We start from the raw sequence: 22,979 nt of genomic DNA on the forward strand, positions 1-22,979 counted from the left end.
GGTGCGCTTACTTTCATTCTAGTAGTGGTAACTGCCGCTAAGAATTTCCTTGTGGAATCTGGGTGTCACAACGACAAGATTGTCGAGGTCGTATACTCCCCCGCCGTGCTGTATGGGTGTTATGTGATGGAGAGTATACCAAAGCTGGCCTGGCGTTTGCTGATCCAGGACGACTCGCGGAGCCATGCCGTCGGCCATTTGAGAGACATTGGAAGGGCTGAATTGGCGGGCCAATTCTGGCGCGTCAGCAACCTCTCTCCAGAATGCTCTTCTGAAATCGTTGAAAGTGTTGAACTCTCTCCCTTGCAGGGCTCTTGCGACTTGACCAGGTATTCGGCCGGCATTCCCGGCCGATCCTCTGAGCCAGGTTCCTGTCACGTCGCGGAGCTGCGACCCGCCCGTTGTCGCTCCGGGACTGTTTCTCAGTTGAGTGGCTGTACGTGAGGCGGATAGCCCGGTGCATGAGGGCGCCAGCCCCATCGGGTCGCACCACGTCAGTGGGTTGTGGACATACGCCGTCGGGTTCGGGGACGGGGCCAGGCCCAGCGGGTCCGGGGTCAGGTAGTGGGTGGATTCCGGGTCGTAGTGGCGGTGGAGGTTGTAGTGGTGGCCCGATTCCAGGTCGTGGTACTGGCCCGGGAAGCGCAGGGGGGTGTACGCCGTGGCGTCGGGGGGCCAGGTTGTGGTGCCCCAGAGGGTGCGGCGGGTGTGCCAGGCGATCGTGCCCGATTCGTCTATCAGGTGGGTCGGGGTGCCGATCAGGTCCGTGATGATCGCGTAGAAGCGGGTGTCCGTCTCGTGCTGAGGGGACTCGGGGGTGTAGCGGGTCGTCTGGGCCAGCGGGATCAGGGACGACTCGTCGTGGTCCCAGGTCAGCGTCTGGGCGCCCGGCCAGTCCGTGGAGGCCGATGTTTCCTCGATCAGGGTGGTGCCGTGGTAGGTGAAGCGCGTTTCCTCGGCGACTGAACCGTCCGCCGCCATGCGGTGCTTCGCGACGCGGCGGCCCAGCGCGTCGTACGCGTAGCGCCACGTCGTGCCGTCCGGCGTGGTGACCGCCGTGAGCTGATCCCGCGCGTTCCACGTGTAGCGCCAGTTGTCCGGCTTCCGGGAGAGGCGGGGCTTCTGGCGCAGGGTGGTGCGGCCCGCCGCGTCGTACTCGTAGCGGACCGTGCCCGCCGTCCCCACCCGGGTGCCCGTGTACGTGCGCGGGCCCGTCGCCTCGGGGTACGCGAGGTCGGCCGGCCAGGCGGCGTGGGTGGGGTTGCCGGAGGGGTCGTAGGCGTACGACTCCGACCAGCCCGCCGCCCGGACCTCGGTGACCCGGCCCGCCGGGTCGAGCGTGTAGCGCGCGTCGCCCGCCGCGAGCAGGTGGCCGTCGGGGCGCCAGGTGTACGTCAGCGCGGGGACGGGCGCGCCGGTGTACGACCGCGACCGCACGCGCCCCGCCGGGTCCCACGTCTGCGTCAGGGACAGCGCGGCGCCCCAGTCGAGCCGGGCCTCGCGGCCCGCCGCGTCGCGCGTCACCGTCAACGACCGCCCCGACGCGGTGAGTTCGGTGCGGTTGCCCGCCAGGTCGTACGCGTACGTCGTGATCGCGCCCGCCGGGGTGCGCCGGCCGGACAGTTGTCCCGCCGGGTCGTACGACAGCCGCAGCTCGCGCCCGTCCACCGTCTCCGTCAGCAGCCGCCCGGCCGCGTCGTACGTACGCAGCAGTTCGGCGTCCGGCCCGCTCGCGCGCTCCAGGTCGTCGCCCGCCGTCCAGTCGTACGTGGTGACCTCGCCCCCCGCGTCCTGCGAGACGAGGCGGCCCAGCGCGTCGTAACGGTGGTCGGTACGCACACCCAACGGGTCGACCCGGCCGACGAGTTGGGACGCCGCGTCGAGTTCGTATGTCACCGTACGGCCGTCGAAGTCGCGCTCCGATATGAGACGTCCGGCCGCGTCGTAGGTGTAACTCCAGCTCAGGCCCTGTGCGTTGGTGACCTGGGTGAGCCGCGTCTGCGCGTCGTGGGTGAAGGAGTAGCGCGCGCCGTCCGGGTCGGTGCGGGCCGTCAGCAGGTCGAAGTGGGTGTACTCGTGGTGCGTGACACCGCCGTTGGCGTCGGTGTACGTGACGGTGTTGCCCTCGCCGTCGTAGGTCCAGGATTCCGCGGTGCCGTCCGGGGCGGTACGGCGCAGGAGCAGGCCCTCCGTGGACCACTCGAAGCGCGTCACCGCGCCCAGCGGGTCGGTGACGGCCACCACCCGGCCGAAGGCGTCACGCGCCAGTCGCGTCGTCGCGCCCAGCGGGTCCGTCGTCTCGACCGGCAGACCCGCCGCGTCGCACCGTACGCGCGTGGTGGCGCCCAGCGGATCGGTGATCGCGAGCGGGGCGCCCCGGCCGTCGTACAGCCACCGGGTCGTGGCGCCGGTCGGGTCGGTGGCCGAGGTGCGGTTGCCGGACGCGTCGAACGTCTGCCGCCACACCCGCCCGGCCGGGTCGGTGATCCGTAGCGGCCTGCCCTCGGCGTCGAGGGCCGCCCCGACCGTGCTGCCGTCCGCGCGGACGACGCCGGTGAGATGACCGCGCTCGTCGTACGTGAACCGCGTGGTGCGCCCCAGCGGATCCGTCTCGGCGGTGACACGGCCCGCCGCGTCGTAGGCGGTACGCGACACGGCACCGTTCGGGTCGATCTCGCCCACCACCAGGGCGCGTTCATCGACCAGATAGCGGGTGGTGGAGCCGTCGGGAGCGGTCAGAGTCGTCAACGCGAGGCCGGGGAGGGCCGGTTCGGATCCCTCGTAGGCGAACCGGAAGCTGTGGTGACCGCCCTCGCCGCCCTCCGCGACCACCCGGTCGTCGTCGGCGCCGGCGTACTCGTAGGTGTACGAGCGGTTGTTGGTGTCCGTCCACGACGTGACGCGGCCCGCCGCGTCGTACGCGAAGCGCAGGGGGAGATTAGAGGAGTTGTACGTCTGAGTGAGGCGGCCGTCCGCGTCGTAGCCGTACGCCGTCACCCGCACGTCGCCCAGCCACAGACCGGTGACGCGCTCGGCGTCCCGCGTCAGCCGCAGCACATAGCCGCCGCTGTGCGCGATCTCGACCGGCGCGCCTTCCGCGTCGTACGTGAACGTGATCCGGTTGCCGTGCCGGTCGGTGACCGTACGCAGCAGGGCCACACCGCTCTCGCCGTGCGCGGTGAAGGTCCGCACCTGCCCGGCCTCCGGGTCGGTGACGGTGTACGAGCCGTCCGCCGCCCGCGCCAGCGGCCACCGCGCCCGCCCCGCCGCCTCCCCGGGAAGCACCGCGTCGCCGCCCGGCACCGGGTGCGGATACGCCAGCAGCAGACCGTCCTCGGTGAAGAACACCGCGCCGTGCTCGTCGAACTCCAGCCGCTGGTCCGCCGTCGACGCCCACATCGGACCGAACCAACGGCCGCCCCGGTAGCCGGAGTCCACCCGCCGCGTGAACAACAGCGGCAGCACACCTGGCAGTTCGGCATCGGTCACCGGCAGGAACATCCGGCCCGTCGCCACATCCACCGGGTCCGTCCGCCCGTGCCTGACCTCGTCCGGACGCCGGGTGAACCGGCCCCGGCCGCCGCGCAGCGCGCCCCGCGCCCACGCCAGCGCGCCCCGGCCCGCGAGCCGCGCGCCGACCTGGGCGGCGGCGCGGGCGGCCACCGGGGCCAGCACGCGGCCCGCCGCCGTCACCAGCAACTCCGTTGCCAGGGCGCCGAGTCCACCCGTGGCGAGGCCGAGCGGCAGCGCGTAGGGGAGGGCGAACATCAGCAGGGTGAGGATGAGCGCGGGGGCCACGTCCAGGAACTTGTCCAGGACGAAGGAGACGATCAGATGGTCGGGCACAACCCTGCCGAACTCGGCGATGCTGCCCGCGCGCGACAACAGCAGCGCCCCGGCGCACAGGCCACCGGTGACCACCGCCAGCCGCAGCAGCGCGGCGGCGTACGGCTCGGCCGGCGGCAGGGCGCGGGTACGGGGCAGGGAGCGCCACGTCAGTACGAGCCGGAACACGGCCAGCACCAGGCCCGCCAGGGCGCAGCCGATGAGGAGCCGCCAGCCCTGGCCCTCGGTGAAGAACTCCTCCAGCCCTTCCGTCCCTTCGAAGGCGAAGGTGGCGGCGAGGAGGGCGGAGGGGATCAGTAGGAGCAGCCCCATGACCAGGACGGCCTTCTCCCACCACGGCAGCCGCCCGTCCCCGCGTGCCCGGACCCGCCGCCATGCCTCGCGTACGGAGGTGCCACGCCATGACTCCGGGGTCGCGGTGGCGTCCAACTCGGCGGTACGGGCGGCCAGTTCGTCCCGCAGCGCGGCGACGTGCTCCGGGCGGGCGCGGGGGTGCGTGGTGACGTGGAGGAGGGCCCGGCGCTGTCGCGCGTACCTGAGGGCGATGAACGTGGTCCACGGGGCGCGCAGCAGCGCGTAGTTCAGCAGCCCGGCCGACGAGCCCCCGCCCCCGCCCCGGCCCTCGGCCGCACCCTCGCCGCGCAGCCGTACGCCCGGCTCACGCGACCGCCCGGCCCGCCGCGTACGTATGTCCCACACCAGGGCCGCCACGAGACAGCCCAGCACGAGCCAGAGCCCGCTCGCGACGATCCGGTCGTACCACTCGCGCGGTGCCCCGTGGGTGCTCGGCAGCGCGGCGATGTAGTTCACGGCCGTGTGCAGACCGACGGCGGCGAGCAGCGGCAGCAGCCCCAACGCCCGTACCCACCACCGGTGTCCGCACACGACCAGCCCCACGGACAGACCGCCGAGGGCCGACCACCCGACATGGGTGTCCACCGGCACGCTCGCCGTGGCGGAGCCCAGCTCCAGGGTGCCCACGCCCGCCGGGAACCAGTGCCCCAGCAGCTCGGGGAAGCCCGAGACGAACGGCACCTCGAACAGTCGCGTCGCGACCGACCAGCCACCGGCCGACTCGATGGGCTGTACACGGACATCCGGTGCGAACGCGAATTGCAGCACAGACTCGAGCAGCCCGAACCCCGCACCCACCGCGGCGCCCAGCACCACGAAGTCCGTCAGACCCCACTGGACCCGGCCGCGCAACGCCCAGCCGGCGAGCGCGAGCGGGACGATCTTGAGCAACTCCTCGACGCCCGGCGCGGTCGTCCACATGACGGTGTCCATGACCGTGCGCATCGACGTCTCGTCGGCGGCGGCCAGTTGGCGGGTGACGACCGTCTCGATGAGCACCGAGAAGACACCGCAGCCGTACGCCCCCACCCCGAAGGCGAGCAGTACGGTCGACCACCCGACGGTACGCGCGGGCCACGACAGCAACAGCAGTTGCAGCACGCACCACAAAGACGCGGCAGCCATCCAGAACGCCACAAACCCCACCCCGTACGTTTGCGTTTGTGAATTGAACGTAGGTGGGGGCGGAGTGTGTGTCAACAGGGCCTACGGACAGGCCCTGCGGACAGCGCCTAGCGCGCCACGCGGTAGCGGAGGGCGACGATTTTCGAAGCGAAGGTCCGGGTCTCGACGAGCTCGAGATCCACCCGGCGCTCGTCCTGCGGGAAGTACGGAACGCCACCGCCCACCAGCACCGGATAGACCCTGGGCCGGTACTCGTCGATCAGACCCGACGCGGCGGCCTCGGCGGCGAGCGCCGCGCCGCCGATCGCGATGTCGCCGTCCCCGGGCTCGGCCCGCAGCCGCTCGATCTCCTGCGCCACAGTGCCGGAGGCCAGCCGGGCATTGCCCCGCACCTCCGACAGCGTGGTGGAGAAGACCACCTTGGGGAGCGCCTTCCAGAGCGCGGCGAACTCGACCGTCGAGAAGTCGAGTGACGGAACCTGCTCGACCGGCTCCCAGTACAGCATCGCCTCGTACAGCCGCCGTCCCATCAGATGGACGCCGGCCCCCCGCACCTCGTCGGTGGTGTAGCGAAAGATGTCCTCGTCGGGCTCCGACCAGTTGAAACCGCCGTCCGGCCCGACGATGTAGCCGTCAAGTGAGACGCCCATCGAATACGTCACGCTGCGCATCAGAAGTCCTCCTCAGGAACGGGTTCGACCGCACGACAGTACGACCGCCGAACGCCGCAGAACTCATCGCGACTCGCGGGATCCTGCGCCGATCCGTGGGCCCGTTCACGGCGGGGGGTGTACCCAGCGACACCCGTGACTCGGGTCGTACGCCCAATGTGGTCGACCCGCGGCGTCCGTAACTTCGTAGTCGTGGCACAGGGAGTGTCCGAGAAGAAGGAGCGGGTCATGTTTCGTCGTAAGAGCACTACCGGTCGGGGCAGGAGTGCGGAAGCGCTGCGGCTGGAGGGTGTGAGCAAGGTTTACGGCGCGGGGGACAGCGCCGTGACCGCTCTCGACGGTGTGTCGCTGAGCCTTCCGGCCGGGTCGTTCACCGCCGTCATGGGGCCGTCCGGTTCCGGCAAGTCGACCCTGTTGCAGTGCGCGGCCGGGCTGGACCGGCCCGACCGGGGGCGGGTCGTGGTCGACGGGGAGGAGATGACCGGGGGGAGCGAGGCGGAGCTGACGAAGTTCCGGCGGCGCCGGATCGGGTTCGTCTTCCAGCGCTACAACCTCCTGCCGACGCTGACCGTCGCGCAGAACACCGTGCTGCCGCTCAAGCTCGCCGGCCGCCGTATCGACAAGGCCCGCGCGAAGGAGATCCTGACCCAGGTCGGTCTCGGTGACCGGCTCGGCCACCGGCCCGACCAGCTCTCCGGCGGTCAGCAGCAGCGCGTCGCGATCGCCCGCGCCCTGGTCACCGAGCCCAGCGTCGTCTTCGCCGACGAGCCCACCGGCGCCCTCGACATCCGCAGCGCACGCGATGTGCTGCGGCTGCTCCAGGAGACCGTACGTCTCTACGGCCGCACCGTCGTCATGGTCACCCACGACCCGGTCGCCGCCTCGTACGCCGACTCCGTCATCTTCCTCGCCGACGGCCGCCTCGCCGGACACCTCGACCGCCCCACGGTCGACACCGTCGCCGAACGCCTCGCCCACCTCGGCGACGACACGTACGCGGGGGTGTGAGCCATGTTCACTCTCGCCATGCGCTCCATCGCCCAGCGCCCCGGGCGCTTCATCGCCACCCTGCTCTCGACGTTCCTCGGCGCGGTCGTCGTCATGACCTTCAACTCGATGCACGACACCCCCTCGGCCCCGGGCATCGACGCCCTCAGCAAGGACACCCTCACCATCGCGGCCGGTGTCGTCGGCGGCTACGGCACGTTCCTCGTCTTCTTCGCCGTCGCCTCCACCCTCACCGTCAACGTCCGCCAGCGCGGCGAGGAGATCGCGCTGCTGCGCCGCAGCGGGGCGACTCCCGCGCAGATCAAGCGGATGGTGGTGAGCGAGGCCGCCGCCGTCTCCGTCGTCGGCACCCTGCTGGCGATCGGGCCCGCGATGCTCGGCGGCGGGCGGCTGCTCGAACTCTTCAAGGACACCGACCAGGTCACCGCGGGCGTGGACTTCAGCTTCGGCCCGATCGCGACGGCGTCCGGGTTCGGCATCACGCTGGTGGCCTCCGTCGGCGCCGCGTTCCTCGCGGTACGCCGGGCGACCAAGGCCGCGGCGGGTGGCGCCAAGCCCCGTGGCCGCGCACGGCACTTCGCCGGATTCGCCGCCCTCGCCCTGGGCGTCGGCGGGGTCCTGTCCACCTTCGCGATGAAGAAGACGGACGCCGCGCTGATGGCCGGACCGGTCTACGGCGCGGTCCTGATCTCCGTGGGATTCGCGGTCTTCTCACCGGTCCTGCTGAAGTCCCTGCTCGGCCGACTGGCCCGGCCCCTCATCGCGCTCACCGGCGCCAGCGGCTATCTCACCGTGCACAACATGCGGCAGCGCGCCGCCCAGCTCTCCGGTGTCCTGATGCCGCTCATCCTCTTCATCGCCATCTCCTGCGCCACGCTCTACATGCAGGCCATCCAGAGCGACGCGGCCAAGGCGTCCGGCATCAGCCCGACCGGCGAGGACAAGAACATCGAGACGCTGAACTACGTGGTCGTCGGGATCATCGTCGTCTTCGCCTGCGTCATGCTGATCAACAGCCTTTACGCGGCGACGACTTACCGCATCCAGGAGTTCGGCCAGCAGCGCCTCGCCGGAGCCACCTCGGCGCAGATCCTCGGCATGGTCGGCCTCGAATCGCTGATCCTGACCGTGACCGGTGTGTTCTTCGCGACGGTGGCGGCGGTCGCCGGAGTCATCCCCTTCAGCATGGTCCGCACCGACACCGCCCTCCCGGACCAGAGCCCGGGGATCTGGCTGCTGGTCGTCGGGATCGGCGCCGCGGCGACGATCGTCACCAGCGTCGGTACGGCGTACCGCGGCCTGCGCGTCCCGGCCGTCGAGGCGGTGACACTGGCCGCCTGAACATGACACCGCACGACGACACGGCGACACGACACCAGAAGCCGCCCAGGGGCAGTCGCACACCGCGACTGCCCCTCCGGGCGTTTCAGCGCACTCACCCCGCCCACCGCAGATCCGGCGACTCCACCAACTCCCCGGCCTCCGTGGCCGCATCCGTGCCCGGCTCCGCCTCGGGGTCGTACGCGCACGGGGCATGGACACTGCCCTCGAACCGCTCCTGGTAGTCCCGCCAGTCGAAGACCAGCCTGATGTCGCCGCCGTCGTCGGACGGGCCGCCGCGCGAGGCGCGCAGCTCCAGCCCCATCGCCGCGCCCGCCGCGCCCGCCCCGTCCGCCCCGTTCTCGTACGAGTCGATGTCCCAGCCCTCGTCCTTCAGATGCCCGTGCAGTCGCTCCAGCGCGGACGCGGCCTCGCTCTCCTTCACACCGTCCACCGACCAGTCCTGCGACAGGGCGTACGCGCCGTCCACCGGCTCGTCGGCGATGCTCTCCAGGCCGTCGGGGTAGCAGAAACCGCTCCCCGCCTCGGACCGGATGTCGTGCTCGAAGCCCAGCACGTCGTACGCCTCCTGCGACACGTCCCCGATCCGGGTCATCATCGCCTGCGGGTCGACACGCTCGTACTCCTCCGGCGTCCCGCGCTGCACCGCGTACGTGATCAGGAAGCCGAGCACGACGAGCACCGGCACGGCGACCAGCAGCCCGCACCCGATCCCGACGCCCAGCAGCGCGCCACCCCTGTTGTGCGCGGTCGACTCGCCGGTGTCGTCCTTGCTGGTGTCGTCCTTCGCTTCACTCATGTGAGTGAAGTTATTCCCGCACACCCGAATGTGGGCATCCGCTCATCTACTCATCTCGCAGCCGGAATCGTCCGACCCCGCTCGTATGCTCGGACCCATGACGACGAGCGCCACGGCCCCCTCCGCCCCTACCGCCAACGCCATGCGCCGCGCCCTCAAACGAGCCAGGGACGGTGTCGCGCTCGACGCCGCCGAGGCCGCCGTCCTGCTCCAGGCGCGCGGCGACGACCTGACGGATCTCGCCGCATCGGCCGCGCGGGTGCGTGACGCGGGGCTCGAAGCCGTCGGACGGCCCGGCGTCATCACGTACTCCCGCAAGGTCTTCATCCCGCTCACCCGCCTCTGCCGCGACAAGTGCCACTACTGCACCTTCGTCACCGTGCCCGGCAAGCTCCGCCGCGCCGGGCACGGGATGTATCTGTCGCCCGACGAAGTCCTCGACATCGCCCGCAAGGGCGCCGAAATGGGCTGCAAGGAAGCGCTGTTCACGCTCGGCGACCGGCCCGAGGACCGCTGGCCCGAGGCGAAGGAATGGCTTGAGGCGGAGGGGTACGACGACACACTCGCGTACGTACGGGCCATGGCCATCCGCGTCCTGGAGGAGACCGGACTCCTCCCGCACCTCAACCCCGGCGTGCTGAGCTGGACCGACTTCCAGCGGCTCAAGCCCGTCGCGCCCAGCATGGGCATGATGCTGGAGACCACCGCCACCCGTCTGTGGTCCGAACCCGGCGGCCCGCACCACGGCTCGCCGGACAAGGAGCCCGCCGTACGGCTGCGGGTGCTCGAGGACGCGGGCCGGTCCAACGTCCCGTTCACCACCGGCATCCTGATCGGCATCGGCGAGGACTACGACGAGCGCGCCGACTCCGTCTTCGAGCTGCGCCGCACCGCCCGCGCCTACCACGGCATCCAGGAAGTCATCGTCCAGAACTTCCGCGCCAAGCCCGACACCGCGATGCGCGCCATGCCCGACGCCGAGCTGGAGGAGCTGGCGGCGACCATCGCCGTCGCCCGCCACATCCTCGGCCCGGCCGCCCGGATCCAGGCCCCGCCCAACCTCGTGGACGAGGAGTACGCGCTCCTCATCGGCGCTGGCATCGACGACTGGGGCGGCGTCTCGCCGCTCACCCCCGACCACGTCAACCCCGAGCGCCCCTGGCCGCATATCGACCAACTGGCCGAGCGCACCGCCGCCGCCGGGTTCGAGCTGCGTGAACGGCTCACGATCTACCCGGAGTTCATCCAGCGCGGCGAGCCCTGGCTCGACCCGCGCGTGATGCCGCACGTGCGCGCCCTCGCCGACCCGGCCACCGGACTCGCCCGCACCGACGTCACCCCGGCCGGACTGCCCTGGCAGGAGCCCGACGAGGGGTTCACCGCCACCGGCCGTACCGATCTGCACCGCACCATCGACACCGAGGGCCGCACCGGCGACCGCCGCGACGACTTCGACCACGTCTACGGCGACTGGGACGCGCTGCGCGAGGCCGCCGCGCCCGGCATGGTGCCCCAGCGCATCGACACCGACGTCAAGCAGGCGCTGACGACAGCAGCCGCCGACCCCACGAAGCTCACCGACGACGAAGCGCTCGCCCTCCTGCACGCGGACGGCCCCGCCCTCGACGCGCTGACGCACATCGCCGACGAACTGCGCCGCGAGGTCGTGGGCGACGACGTCACGTACATCGTCACGCGCAACATCAACTTCACCAACGTCTGCTACACCGGCTGCCGTTTCTGCGCCTTCGCCCAGCGCCGTACGGACGCCGACGCGTACACCCTCTCCCTCGACCAGGTCGCCGACCGCGCCGCACAGGCGTGGGACGTCGGCGCCGTCGAGGTGTGCATGCAGGGCGGTATCCACCCCGACCTGCCCGGCACGGCGTACTTCGACATCGCGCGCGCCGTCAAGGAACGCGTCCCCGGGATGCACGTCCACGCCTTCTCACCCATGGAGGTCGTCAACGGCGCCTCCCGCACCGGGATGTCGATCCGCGACTGGCTCACCGCCGCGAAGGAGGCCGGACTCGACTCGATCCCCGGCACGGCCGCCGAGATCCTGGACGACGAGGTGCGCTGGATCCTCACCAAGGGCAAGCTGCCCACGGCGACATGGATCGAGGTCGTCGAGACCGCGCACTCGCTGGGCATCCGCTCCAGCTCCACGATGATGTACGGCCACGTCGACCAGCCCCGCCACTGGCTCGGGCACTTCCGCACGCTGGCCGGCATGCAGCGCAAGGCACTTGAGGCCGGTCGCGAGGGCTTCACCGAATTCGTCACGCTGCCGTTCATCCACACCAACGCGCCCGTCTATCTCGCCGGCATCGCCCGCCCTGGCCCCACCACCCGCGACAACCGCGCGGTGATGGCGATGGCCCGGCTGCTTCTTCACCCGTACATCACCAATATCCAGACCAGTTGGGTCAAGCTCGGTACGGAGGGCGCCGCCGAGATGCTGCGCTCGGGCGCGAACGATCTCGGGGGGACGCTGATGGAGGAGACCATCTCCCGGATGGCGGGCTCCAGTTACGGCTCGTACCGCTCGGTCAAGGACCTGATCGCGATCGCCGAGGCCGCCGGGCGCCCGGCCAGGCCGCGGACGACGCTGTACGGGGAGGTGCCCGAGGAGCGCGTACGGGCGGCCGCGGCGTCGGACGGACACCTGCCGGAACTGCTGCCGCTGCTGCCGGAGTAGGCCCGGCCGCCGCCCCTGTCCCATTGGATTAAAGTGCTGCGCCAGGTGTGCGTTCCACGACACGGGAGGGGGACGCGTGAGCAGACCAGCCACCGCCATATGGGGCCGGGCGGAGCAGCAGGACTTCCGCAGCCGCGTCCGTGGGTGCCTTCTCGGGGGAGCCATCGGCGACGCGCTGGGTGCGGGGGTCGACACGCTCACCCTCGACGAGACCCGGAGCGCGTACGGGGCGGAGGGCGTCACCGACTTCGCCCCCGCCTACGGGCGGCGCGGCGCGGTCGCCGCCGCGACCCAGCTCACCCTCTTCACCGTCGACGGCCTCATCCGCGCCCAGGTCCGGCGCGACACCGGCGCCTGGCACCCGCCGACCGACGTGCACCGCGCCCATCTGCGCTGGGCCGCCACGCAGCGCGACTGGGGCCCCGACGAACGCCGCAAGGACAACGGCTGGCTCGCCCAGCAGGAGTGGCTGTACGCGCGCCGCGACGCCTCCGTGTCCTGTCTGACCGGGCTGGGCGACGAGCTGATGGGCACGCTCGAGAAGCCCAAGAACCCCACGGCGCGCGACGCGGGCGCGCTCGTGCGCTCGGCGCCGTTCGGGCTGCTGGTGGGCTGGGAGCCGGAGTTGGTGTGCCAGCTCGCCGTGGAGTGCGCGGCGCAGACGCACGGCCATCCCACGGCGTACCTGTCGGCGGGCGCGTTCGCCGTGATCGTGCACGGCGTCGCGCGCGGCGACAGCGTCGACGCGTCCGTGCAGCGGTCCCTGGCGCTGCTGACCAGCCGCCCCGGCCACCAGCCGGTCACCGACGCGCTGGGGCAGGCTCTCGGAGCCGTACGGCAGGGCATCCCGACCCCGGGGCGCGTCTCGGTGCTCGCGGAGGGCCGGGCGGCGGAGGACTCGCTGGCGGTGGCCGTGTACTGCTCGCTGGTCGCCGAGGACGTACGCCACGGCCTGCGGCTGGCCGTCAACCACGACGGGCCGTCCTCGGCGACGGGGGCGCTGTGCGGGGCGCTGCTGGGGGCGATGCACGGGGAGACGGCGCTGCCGCCCGCGTGGCTGGCGGAGCTGGAGGGCCGCGGGACGCTGCTGGAGATGGCGGACGACTTCGCGATGGAGATGACGCAGGGCCCGGCACTCCACGCCCCGGCGATCACCTCGTCGGGCTGGCTGACACGGTATCCCCGGGGAACGTGAGGGCATTGAAGCCCGCCCGGCGGCCAACTCAAGCCTGTCCGGCGGCCAATCAAGCCCGTCCGGCGATTGAGGACACCACCCACGGGCCGGATGAATCTCCCCCGTCCGGCGGGCAACTCAAGCCTGTCCGGCGTTTGAGGACACCACCCACCGGCCGGCGGGATTCTCAGCCTGTCCGGCGGGCAACTCAAGCCCGTCCGGCGTTTGAGGACACCACCCACCGGCCGGTCGAATCTCAGCCCGTCCGGCGATTGAGGACGAACCGGCCCACCGGCCGGGCCCGGTGAAGCTCGTCCGGGCCCGGCACCAGGCCGGGAGACGGCCCTGTCAGCCGCCACCCGTCAGCCGGAAGCGCCCTCGCGGCCGAGCCGCTTCTCGTCGCCCGGCTCCGCAGGCGCGGGCACCGGCACCGTCACGCGCGCGTCCGAACCGTCGTCGTCGTTGTTGATCTTCTCCAGCACCGCGTCCCGCTCCGGCGTGTCCTCCGGCTTGATGAAGCCGATCACGACGTACAGGACCAGCGATACGGCGAGCGGGATCGACACCTGGTACTGAAGCGGCACCCCACCGTCCACGTTCCAACTGATCGGGTAGTTGACCAGCCAGAAGGTGACCAGACCGACCCCCCAACTGACCAGCGCGGCCGTGGGACCGCTCTTGCGGAACCAGGGCAGCAGACCCAGCATCAGCGGGATCGCGATCGGCCCCATGAGCCCGGCGACCCACTTGATGACGACGGTGATGATGTCGCCGAAGAAGGGCGAGTTGACCTGCGTCGCGATGCCCATCGACAGACCGAGGAAGAGCAGCGTGGTCCAGCGGGCGGCCAGCAGCCCGACCCGGGTGTCCCACTCCCGTGCCTTGCGCGACAGCGCGGGCATGATGTCGCGGGTCACGACCGCCGCGATGGCGTTCGCGTCCGACGAGCACATGGCCATCGTGTGCGAGAAGAATCCGACGATGACCAGCCCCAACAGACCGTGCGGCAGGAGCTGTTCGGCCATCAGCGCGTAACTGTCGGCGGGCACGTCCGTATCGATGAGGACCGGCGCGACCCACATCGGGAAGAACAGCACCAGCGGCCAGATCAGCCACAGCACGGCCGACAGCGCCCCGGAGCGCGTCGCGGACTTCGCGGAGTCCGTGGCCATGTAGCGCTGCGCCTGGTTCCACATACCGCCGTTGTACTCGAAGGTCTTGATGAACAGATACGCGATCAGGAAGACCATCATGTACGGCCCGGCCAACGGCTCGGTGTGGCCCTGGAGTTCGGGCTCGTCCCAGACGTTCCACAGACTGCTGAACCCGCCCAGCTCCGCCAGGACGGCGACGAGCATCGCGATGCCGGCGATGAACTGGATGATGAACTGGCCCAGTTCGGTCAGCGCGTCGGCCCACAGTCCGCCGACGGTGCAGTAGATCGCGGTGACCGCGCCCGTGATCAGGATGCCCATGTTGAGCGAGACACCGGTGAAGACGGACAACAGGGTGGCGATCGCGGCCCACTTGGCGCCGACGTCCACGATCTTCAGCAGTACGCCCGACCAGGCGAGGGCCTGCTGGGTGGGCAGGTTGTAGCGGTTCTTGAGATATTCGAGCGGCGACGAGACATGCAGCCGCGAGCGCACCCGGTTGAGCCGTGGCGCGAAAAGCTTCGCCCCGATCGCGATGCCGATGGCGATGGGGAACGACCAGGTGACGTACGACGTGACGCCGTAGGTGTACGCGATGGCCGCGTACCCGGTGAACATCACCGCGCTGTAACCGGACATGTGGTGCGAGATGCCGGACAGCCACCATGGCATCTTGCCGCCGGCTGTGAAGTAGTCGTGGACGTCGCCGACGCGCTTGTGGGACCAGACGCCGATCGCGACCATCACGCCGAAGTATCCGATGAGCACGGTCCAGTCGAGACTGTTCATGTGCCCCCTCCAGGGGTCCGCCTTGTGAACGGGGGGGTGCTCTTCGTCAGTACGTCCGGTTCAGCGGTGCCCCGTGCGGGAGCGGGGACTACGGGGGATTGAACCGCTACTCGCGGCAGCGGGTCAAGGGTTCCAATGGTCACAAGTATGAACGGGAATCAGAAAGCCGAACGATTTTGCTCGCTCTTGACCTCACGGACCGTTGTCGCGACCGCGCCGGGACCACACGATGGGCTGGCACTTCGTCAGGCGGAACAGCAATGGCCGCGCGGGATGCGGGTCCCGTGCGGCCGAGAGGGAGTCTGTGTGAAATGAGGGCATGGCAGAGCCCCCTCGGCCAGGACGGCGGACAGGTCGAGAGGGCTCATTCCGTGCTGTGGCGCGGGTGGTGCCAGGTGGCGCTGTACGAGTCGGGAGTCGGGAGTCGGGATCAGGCGAAGACCACGACCTCGGCGCACTCAGCCGAGATCGAAAGCGCCCTGATTCATCTCCTGCACGAAAGTGGTCCACGATCCGGGGACGAAGGTGATCGACGGACCTTCCGGGGCCTTCGAGTCCCGTACGGCGACCGCCGCCACGACGGGAGACTTGACCTCGACACATGCGCCGTTTCCGCCGGAGTACGAGGACTTGGTCCAGGTTTCCGTAGCGCCCTGAAGAATTGCCATGTTCGGTTCGCTCCGATTCAGCAAGTGGTGTCAACGCGCCAACTTCTCGCTGGCAAGATCGACGCTACTAGTCAGAATCGATGCGTGGGGCGGGTGTTCACTCGACCGGATGGGATATCCCGGTGGACTCTTCCGGTACGAGTCCACCGGGTGTATTCTGCCGCCTCGATCTTCCCGAACTGCCCTGGTGAGTAAGCGCCTTAGCGGGCGTATTCCTTGGCGATGTCCGAGATGAACTCGCGCGTCTGGTCCGCATTCAGCGCCTGCGCGCGGAGGTGTTCGTACATCACACTGTACTTCTGGACGTCGTTCGCCTTCTCCAGATAAAGATCACTGGTGACGCCCTCGATGTAGACCACGCTCGAATCCGTGGCGTCCGGGAATTCGAGAATCGCGTAATGCCCGCTGATGCCGGGATGGGCGCCCATGCCGAACGGCAGCACCTGCACCGTGACATGGGGAAGCTGGGACAGCTCGACCAGGAACTCCAACTGCTCACGCATCAACTGCTTGCCGCCGACCACCCGGCGCAGCGCCGACTCGTCGATGACGGCCCACAGCCGCAGCGGCTGCTCGGGAGCGTTGATCCGCTCCTGGCGGCGGATCCGTACACTGACGCGCTTCTCGACGTCCGTCGGCGCGGTCTCCGGGAGCGCGCCGGTGATCAGCGCCTCCGCGTAGCCCCGGGTCTGGAGCAGACCGGGCACGACCTGCGGCTCGTACACACGAAGTGAGGCCGCGTCGGTCTCCAGACCGATGTAGACGCTGTACGGGATGTCGCCGAAGGCGTGCCACCAGCCCTGTTGGCGCGAGTCCTTGGCCATTTGCATCAGCGACTCCACGATGCGGTTGTCCTCGACCTCGTACACACCGCACAGGTCGCGGACATCGCGCTGACTGATGGACCGGCGGCCGTTCTCAAGTCGGCTGATCTTCGACTGGGAGACCAGCAGGCGCTCCGCCACCTCCTCGGCCGTCATGCCTTTGACCTCACGGAGCCGGCGCAACTCCTGGCCCAATCGGCGTCGCCTGACCGTGGGATTGACGTTGGACGCCACGGAAACTGCACCTCCTGCTGAGTAACTGCGTAGCGCTGTGTGTCTACGCCTCTGCAGACTGCCACCGATGGCCCCGGCCGCGCTGGAAAATGACGGTAAGTGGACACACTGTGGCCAGGTCGTGTATCCGTCCGTGCGACACGTATCGGGATGGGTGCGATGAGCGCGATGCGCGCGACGCGCGGGGCAGCCTGTCGTACGGCTGGCCCCGCGCGTCTCTTGCGGCTCCCGAACCGGGTCTTCGGGGACGTCGGTCGGTACGTGTTGGTGCTCTTTCGGTGCGGCTCTCTGTGCGGCTCTCTCAGTGCGCCGCGACGCGGGCCATGCCCGCGCGGTGCGGTTGCATCGGTACGGCCGGCGGTCGGCCTCCCGGTGCGGGATTGCGGCGCGGCTGTACGGCCACACCGTTCTGGACGTCCATCACGGCATGCGCCACGAGACCGCCCATGGGGTCGTGTCTGATCAGATCCCGGAGCCGGGAGCGCGACGAGCGCCCCTCGTTACCGGGGTACAGGTGCTTGCCCAGACCGACCGCGTGGGCCAGTGCGGCGAGCGCCGCGGTCCGCGGGTCCGGGGGTACTCCGGTGCGGATCGCACTGTCCAGCCGTGACCTGATGTCGCGGCTGATCGCCGTCTCCGTCGCCTGGTAGCGAGTCGTCGGCAGCACTCCGCACATCTGGCCCGCCACGGCATGAACCATGCCGCACCGCTCCAGATGCGAGAGGTAAATCTGGCGGAGCCCCAGTCGGGGCCCGCCGATCCAGTGAACTGCGCGAACCGGGCTGCCGCGTCGGCGCAGCAGTTCCAGCGCGGAGTCCAGAGTCGGATCTCCGGTCGGCCGTGGCATCACCACGGCGATACGATCCCCGTCAGGGGCTATCCGTCCTGCCAGAGCCAGCTCTACTAGCTGCGCCCCGGCCAGGCCGAGGTCGAGCGACTGCGGCTGCGCTGTGGTACCCGTGGCCGGGTCCAGAGCCAGCAACAGCAGCTCCTCCGGAATTGTTCTGCGGCTCCTGCCCATCCATGCCTCCCCGCGTGGATGAATGACAGGGTGACCCCTCTCACATTGGTCTGTCGAGAGTGCCTGGTCGCTTTGTGCGGGAACCGTTATGTATGTCGTTCTCGTCTGGCACTTGGGCTGTGGTTTCGCACAGGACACTGATAATCGGTTCGGAGAGTGTGGCGGCGCGGCGCGCGGCACGTCGTCGCACACGCATGAGGAGGCACGGTGGCGGGCGAGTCCCCCGACAAGTCGGAGCAGCGGAAGTCGTCGGGGGAGGCGACGCGGGAACATGAACAGGACCCGAGATTCGCGGTCTTCCGCGCCGCCGATGACGCGGGCGCGGGGGTGGGTGGTTCCCCGGAGGCCCCTGTCGACCACTCGACGGCCGTTTTCACGGTCCGGGGGGCGAGGGGCGGGCCTGCGGCTCCTGAGGCCACTGAGGCGCGTGTGGCGGCCGCGGAGGGGTCTTCGACGGACCCCTCGGAACCGGTACGGCCCGCGGCCCCGCCCGAACTGGAATCCACGACCGAACCGGAGTCCGAGTCCGCGGCGTCGGCCGACTCCGCCGAGGACCCGGAAGTTGCTCCGGCAAACCCCACCGATGCGGCTCTGGCGGAACCCACGTCCGGCCGGACGATCGATTTCACCTCGCCGATGCGGGACCCGGCGGAGCCTGACGCCGACGCGGAAGCGGAAGCCACGTCCGGCCGAACGTCTGCCGGGCCGGCGGCTGAACCTGCCCGCCCGGCGGGCGGAGAGTCCGCCGCTGGCGCGACGGCGGAAGTTGCCCCGGCCAAGCCGGAAAACGAGCCCGAGTCCGGGCGGGGTTCGGCGCCGGAGTCTGCCTCGCCGGTGGCTGGTCAGTCCGCCGCCGACGCCGCTTCGGCGGAGCCGGAGGTCACGTCCGGTGCGCAGTCCGGGTCGAGGCCCGACGCCGTGCCTGATCGGTCGGCGGGCCGCCGGGACGGGTCCGGGCGTGAGCCCGGAACGGACGGGGCCGGGCCCAGGGCCGATTCCCCTTCCGCCCGCCCGGCGGGCGGCCAGGCCGGAGTTGTCCCGGCGAAGCCGGAAAACGATCCTGAGTCGGGGCCGGGTTCGGTGTCGGAGTCTGCCTCGCCGGGGGTTACGTCCGGTGGGCAGTCCGGGTCGAGGCCCGAGGCCGTGCCTGACCGTTCGGCGGGCGGCCGGGACGGGTTCGGGGCTGCGGGCGGCTCCGCCTCCGCCCGCCCGGCGGGCGGAGAGTCTGCCGCTGGCGCGGCGGCGGGAGTTGTCCCGGCGAAGCCGGAAAACGAGCCCGAGTCCGGGCCGGGTTCGGCGTCTGCCTCGCCGGTGGCTGGTCAGTCCGCCGCCGACACGGCGGCGGACGTCACTTCGGCGGAGCCGGCGGCTACGTCCGGTGCGCAGTCCGGGTCGAGGCCCGACGCCGGGCCGTCCCGGCCGGCAGACGGCCGGGACGGGTTCGGGAGCGGGCGCGGGCCCGGAGCGGACAGGGGCGGGCACAAGGCCGACTCAACCCCCGCCAACCCGGCGGAGCCGGCGGCTACGTCCGGGACGAAGTCCGGCGCCGCGCCCGCCCGGTCGGCAGTTGGGACCGGGCGTGAGTCCGGAGCAGCGGACCAGGGTGGGGCCGAGCCCGATGCCGGGCAGGCCGGGAGTGCCCGATCGGCGGGCGGTCAGGGAGCCGCCCCGGCGAAGCCCGGCACCGCCCCGGCCCGGCCGGCAGGCGGTCGGGACGAGTCCGGGGGCAAGGGCGACGTCGCCCCGGCGGGGTCCGGTGCCGGCACCGGCGAGCCCGGGGGCGATCGCAAGACCGCCGTCTTCAAGGCGGTCCAGCAGCCCCGCGTCGATCAGCCCACCGCCATGCTCAAGCTTCCGCCGCGGCCCCCGGCCGCCGCGCCCGAGCTTCCCGCCGAGCGGACCAGCAAGTTCGTGCCCCTCCGGGCGGACCAGGTGGCTCCCGGCAGCGGTGTGGCCGAGGCCGAGCGGACCCGGCAGCAGCCCATGCCGCCGTTGCCGCCGCTCGATCTGCTCGCCGAGCTGACCAACAAGCCCGCGCCGCCCGAGACCCCGGCCCGGACCGTCGTCCGGCGGGTCAAGATCTGGACGCCGCTGCTCGTACTCGTACTGATCATCTTTGCGGTCGTACAGGTTATGCGCCCGCTCCCGGCGCCCTCGTTGAACCTGACGACGAAGTCGACGTACACCTTCGAGGGCGACCGGCCCGCGCTCCCCTGGCCCAGCGAGGGCCAGGGCTTCATGGCGGCGACCGGGCTCGGCACCGTCGACTCCTTCGGGGAGCAGAAGGCCGTGCCGATCGGCAGCGTGGCCAAGGCGATGACCGCGTACGTCGTGCTGAAGGACAAGCCGCTGAAGAAGGGCGCCAAGGGCCCGTCCATCACGGTCGACGCCAAGGCCGAGTCGGACGGCGGGCTCGACGCGCAGGGCGAGTCGACGCTCAACACCGTGAACGAGGGCGACAAGCTCACCCAGCACGACGCGCTGGCCGCCCTCATGATTCCGTCCGCGAACAACATCGCGCGGCTGCTGGCCCGTTGGGACGCGGGCTCCGAGGAGGCGTTCGTCAAGAAGATGAACGACACCGCCAAGGAGCTGGGCATGGAGAACACCACGTACACCGACCCGTCCGGCCTCGACGCGACGACGGTCAGCTCCGCCGAGGACCAGGTCAAGCTCGGCCAGAAGCTGGTGGAGATCGAGGCGCTGATGGACATCACCAAGCTCCCCGAGTGGACGGACCCGTCCGGCAAGAGCTGGCGCAACTACAACACCCTCGTCCCGTACGACGGCGCGCTCGGCATCAAGACCGGCTCCACCACCAAGGCGGGCGGCAATCTCCTGTTCGCCGCGCACAAGATGGTCGGCGACACCGACCAGCTCGTCGTCGGCGCGGTCCTCGGCCAGCACAAGTCGCCGATCATCGACACCGTCAACGCGGTGAGCAAGGACGTCATGCTCGCGACTCAGGAAGAGTTGGATGGCGCGACGATAGTGAAGAAGGGCCAGGTCGTCGGCGAGGTCGACAACGGCATGGGGACGACGGCGCCCGTCGTCGCCACCGAGGACGTCAAGGCCGTCGGCTGGTCGGGCCTCACCGTCAAGCTCGAATTGACGGACGACGGCAAGGACCTGCCCCAGTCCGCCGCCGCCGGGACGCATGTCGGCACGCTCACCGTGGGCGAGGGCAAGAGCCAGGTGAAGGTGGCCGTCGCGCTTCAGGGCGACCTCGCCGAGCCCACGTTCGGCGACAAGCTGACACGGGTCGGCTGAGCGGCCGGAGCCCGGCGGCACGGCACGGGAGGGCGCCAGAAACTGGCGCAGAAAAATGGCGTCCTCCCCGACCCCGGCCCCGTGCTAGCGTCCGAGATCAGGGCAGCCGGGCAACTCGGGACGCGGGGACGGCGTCCTTACTTCCTCCAGGGTCGGCACACCGGGCTGACGGTGAAGACGGGGAGAGCCGCAGTGACCACCGCTGAGCCGACACGCGCGGACGGCAGCACCACCGAGCCCGAATCACCGGGAACGGAAGACAAGGCAGGCATCGCCAAGGACCTGCGCAGCCGGCTCCTGCGCCACCCCGTCCTGCTCACGGGCGCGGTCGCCGGCATCACGCACGTCCTCTGGTTCTTCTTCCTCGCGAACAGCGGCGGCGACATCGCCGCGCAGGACGCCTGGGCCGAGTTCGTCGGCCGTCACCCGGACTCCGCGTACAACCTCGCCTGGTACGGCGGGATGCACCCCGTCTCGTACAGCGTCGTCTCGCCCTACCTGATGTCGCTGCTCGGCGTCCGTACGACGATGATGATCGTCGGGACGGTCTCGGCCGCCCTGACCTCGCTGATCCTCTACCGCGTCAAGGCCGTCCGCAATCCGCTGGCCTGCTCCTTCGCCGGGGTCTTCGCCTTCCTGTGCAACGCGCTCTCCGGCCGCGTCACCTTCGGCCTCGGCACGATGTTCGCGCTCGGCGCCGTCGCCGCCGTCTTCTGCTGGCCGCACCGCTGGCGCTACAAGCGCTGGGCCAAGGGCGTCGTCGCCGCCCCGCTCGCCGGGCTGGCGACGGCCGCGAGCCCCGTGGCCGGGCTGTTCCTCGGTGTCGTCGCCGCCGCGCTGTTCCTCAACAAGCGGCGTCCGGGGGCGTACGCGGTCGGGCTCGCCCCGGTCGCCGTCGTCGCGCTCTCCGCCTGGCTGTTCCCGTTCTCCGGCACGCAGCCGATGTCGCTCGGGACGGCGTCGCTGCCCTTCCTCTTCGCCGTCATCGTCTTCTTCCTCGTGCCGAGCGACTGGCGCACCGTCCGTACCGCCGCCGCCGTCTACGGCATCGGGACCCTGCTCACCTGGGTCATCGACTCCCAGATCGGCTCCAACGTGTCACGGCTCGCGATGATCGTCGGCGGTGTGGTGCTGCTCGCCGCGCTGCCGTACGCCGTGCCGCGCTCACGCAAGTGGTACGCGCTGGTGCTGGCCTTCGCCGCCTTCAACTTCTGGATCGGGTTCAAGGGCGTCGACGACATCATCCGCACCGCGCCCACCGCGTCCTGGACCCGTGAACTGGCGCCGCTGGTCAACGAGTTGCAGGAGGTCGGCGCCGAGCGCGGCCGGGTGGAGGTCGTCCCGGCCAGCAGCCACCGCGAGGCGTCGGCGCTCGCGCCGTACGTCAATCTCGCCCGGGGCTGGAACCGGCAGGCCGACATGGAGCGCAACCCGCTTTTCTACGACGACAGCCTCACCGACGACAACTACCGCGCCTGGCTCGACCGCTGGGCCGTGCGCTACGTGGTGCTGCCCACCGGCCGGCCGGACAACGGCGCGGGCCTGGAGGCGGAGCTGGTACAGCGCGGCCTGCCCTATCTGAACCATCTGTGGGGCGACGCCAACTGGCAGCTCTACGAGGTCCAGGACCCGATGCCGCTCGCCGACCCGCCGGCGGTGGTGCGGGAGGCGTCGGCCAACGAGCTGACGATAGAGGTGAAGACCGCCGGGCGGGTGCTGATCCGTATCCCGTACTCGCGCTGGCTCGCCGTCGTGGACGACAAGGGCGAGAGCCTGGACCGCCCCGAGGAGACGGAGGCGTCGAAGGCGGACGGGGACGACGGCCCCAAGAAGTTCACCAACCCGAACGGCTGTCTGTTCCGGGCGGAGAAGAACGCCGACGGCGACGAGTGGACGGAGCTGCTGGCCCCGCGCCCGGGGACGTACCGCATCTCGGCCCCGTACCAACTGCGTCCGGGCACGCCCTGCCCGGAGGAACTTCGCGAAGGGGACTGACAGCG

13 protein-coding genes are annotated in these 22,979 nt (G+C 70.6%); 6 read left to right on the forward strand and 7 right to left on the reverse strand.

The window, feature by feature from the left end:
* Positions 1 to 18: 18 nt before the first annotated feature.
* Positions 19 to 5,325, reverse strand: a complete 5,307-nt coding sequence (locus OG329_RS24375) for a DUF6531 domain-containing protein (RefSeq protein WP_405798062.1) — start codon at positions 5,323 to 5,325, stop codon at positions 19 to 21.
* Positions 5,326 to 5,432: 107 nt separating this feature from the next.
* Positions 5,433 to 5,996, reverse strand: a complete 564-nt coding sequence (locus tag OG329_RS24380) for a dihydrofolate reductase family protein (RefSeq protein WP_405798063.1) — start codon at positions 5,994 to 5,996, stop codon at positions 5,433 to 5,435.
* Positions 5,997 to 6,224: 228 nt separating this feature from the next.
* Between OG329_RS24380 and OG329_RS24385 the strand changes: the two genes are divergently transcribed.
* Together OG329_RS24385 and OG329_RS24390 are read left to right on the forward strand one after the other, a co-directional pair.
* Positions 6,225 to 7,004: an ABC transporter ATP-binding protein gene (locus tag OG329_RS24385; protein WP_405801991.1), complete on the forward strand. Its 780-nt coding sequence runs from the start codon at positions 6,225 to 6,227 to the stop codon at positions 7,002 to 7,004.
* 3 nt (positions 7,005 to 7,007) lie between these two features.
* Positions 7,008 to 8,345, forward strand: a complete 1,338-nt coding sequence (locus tag OG329_RS24390; protein ID WP_405798064.1) for an FtsX-like permease family protein — start codon at positions 7,008 to 7,010, stop codon at positions 8,343 to 8,345.
* A gap of 94 nt (positions 8,346 to 8,439) precedes the next feature.
* On the opposite strand, the gene OG329_RS24395 is transcribed toward OG329_RS24390, so the two are convergent.
* Positions 8,440 to 9,144 carry a hypothetical protein gene (locus OG329_RS24395; RefSeq protein WP_405798065.1) on the reverse strand — a complete coding sequence of 235 codons (705 nt, stop codon included), beginning with the start codon at positions 9,142 to 9,144 and terminating at the stop codon, positions 8,440 to 8,442.
* A 97-nt stretch (positions 9,145 to 9,241) separates the two neighbouring features.
* On the opposite strand from OG329_RS24395, the gene OG329_RS24400 reads away from it, so the two are divergent.
* Both OG329_RS24400 and OG329_RS24405 read left to right on the forward strand, forming a co-directional pair.
* Positions 9,242 to 11,845, forward strand: coding sequence for a bifunctional FO biosynthesis protein CofGH (locus tag OG329_RS24400; protein WP_405798067.1), 2,604 nt, complete (start codon positions 9,242 to 9,244; stop codon positions 11,843 to 11,845).
* Positions 11,846 to 11,921: 76 nt separating this feature from the next.
* On the forward strand, positions 11,922 to 13,040 hold the full coding sequence (locus OG329_RS24405; RefSeq protein ID WP_405798069.1) for an ADP-ribosylglycohydrolase family protein: 1,119 nt from the start codon (positions 11,922 to 11,924) through the stop codon (positions 13,038 to 13,040).
* Between the two features lie 341 nt (positions 13,041 to 13,381).
* Here the strand turns inward: OG329_RS24405 and OG329_RS24410 are convergent, their stop codons facing one another.
* The 4 genes from OG329_RS24410 to OG329_RS24425 all read right to left on the reverse strand — a co-directional run bounded on the left by OG329_RS24410 (position 13,382) and on the right by OG329_RS24425 (position 17,709).
* On the reverse strand, positions 13,382 to 14,962 hold the full coding sequence (locus OG329_RS24410) for a sodium:solute symporter family protein (protein WP_405798070.1): 1,581 nt from the start codon (positions 14,960 to 14,962) through the stop codon (positions 13,382 to 13,384).
* 458 nt (positions 14,963 to 15,420) lie between these two features.
* On the reverse strand, positions 15,421 to 15,630 hold the full coding sequence (locus tag OG329_RS24415; RefSeq protein WP_405798072.1) for a DUF397 domain-containing protein: 210 nt from the start codon (positions 15,628 to 15,630) through the stop codon (positions 15,421 to 15,423).
* A gap of 200 nt (positions 15,631 to 15,830) precedes the next feature.
* The gene (locus OG329_RS24420) at positions 15,831 to 16,688 is read right to left on the reverse strand and encodes a helix-turn-helix domain-containing protein (protein WP_405798073.1); all 858 of its coding nucleotides are present in this window, start codon (positions 16,686 to 16,688) and stop codon (positions 15,831 to 15,833) included.
* A gap of 301 nt (positions 16,689 to 16,989) precedes the next feature.
* Positions 16,990 to 17,709, reverse strand: coding sequence for a GPP34 family phosphoprotein (locus OG329_RS24425; protein ID WP_405798074.1), 720 nt, complete (start codon positions 17,707 to 17,709; stop codon positions 16,990 to 16,992).
* Between the two features lie 1,311 nt (positions 17,710 to 19,020).
* Between OG329_RS24425 and OG329_RS24430 the strand changes: the two genes are divergently transcribed.
* Together OG329_RS24430 and OG329_RS24435 are read left to right on the forward strand one after the other, a co-directional pair.
* Positions 19,021 to 20,979: a serine hydrolase gene (locus OG329_RS24430; RefSeq protein ID WP_405798075.1), complete on the forward strand. Its 1,959-nt coding sequence runs from the start codon at positions 19,021 to 19,023 to the stop codon at positions 20,977 to 20,979.
* Positions 20,980 to 21,171: 192 nt separating this feature from the next.
* Complete coding sequence (locus OG329_RS24435; protein ID WP_405798076.1) at positions 21,172 to 22,974, forward strand: MFS transporter; 1,803 nt, start codon at positions 21,172 to 21,174, stop codon at positions 22,972 to 22,974.
* Positions 22,975 to 22,979: the final 5 nt, after the last annotated feature.

The sequence above is a fragment of the Streptomyces sp. NBC_01506 genome, assembly GCF_045040295.1.
GTDB lineage: Bacteria > Actinomycetota > Actinomycetes > Streptomycetales > Streptomycetaceae > Streptomyces.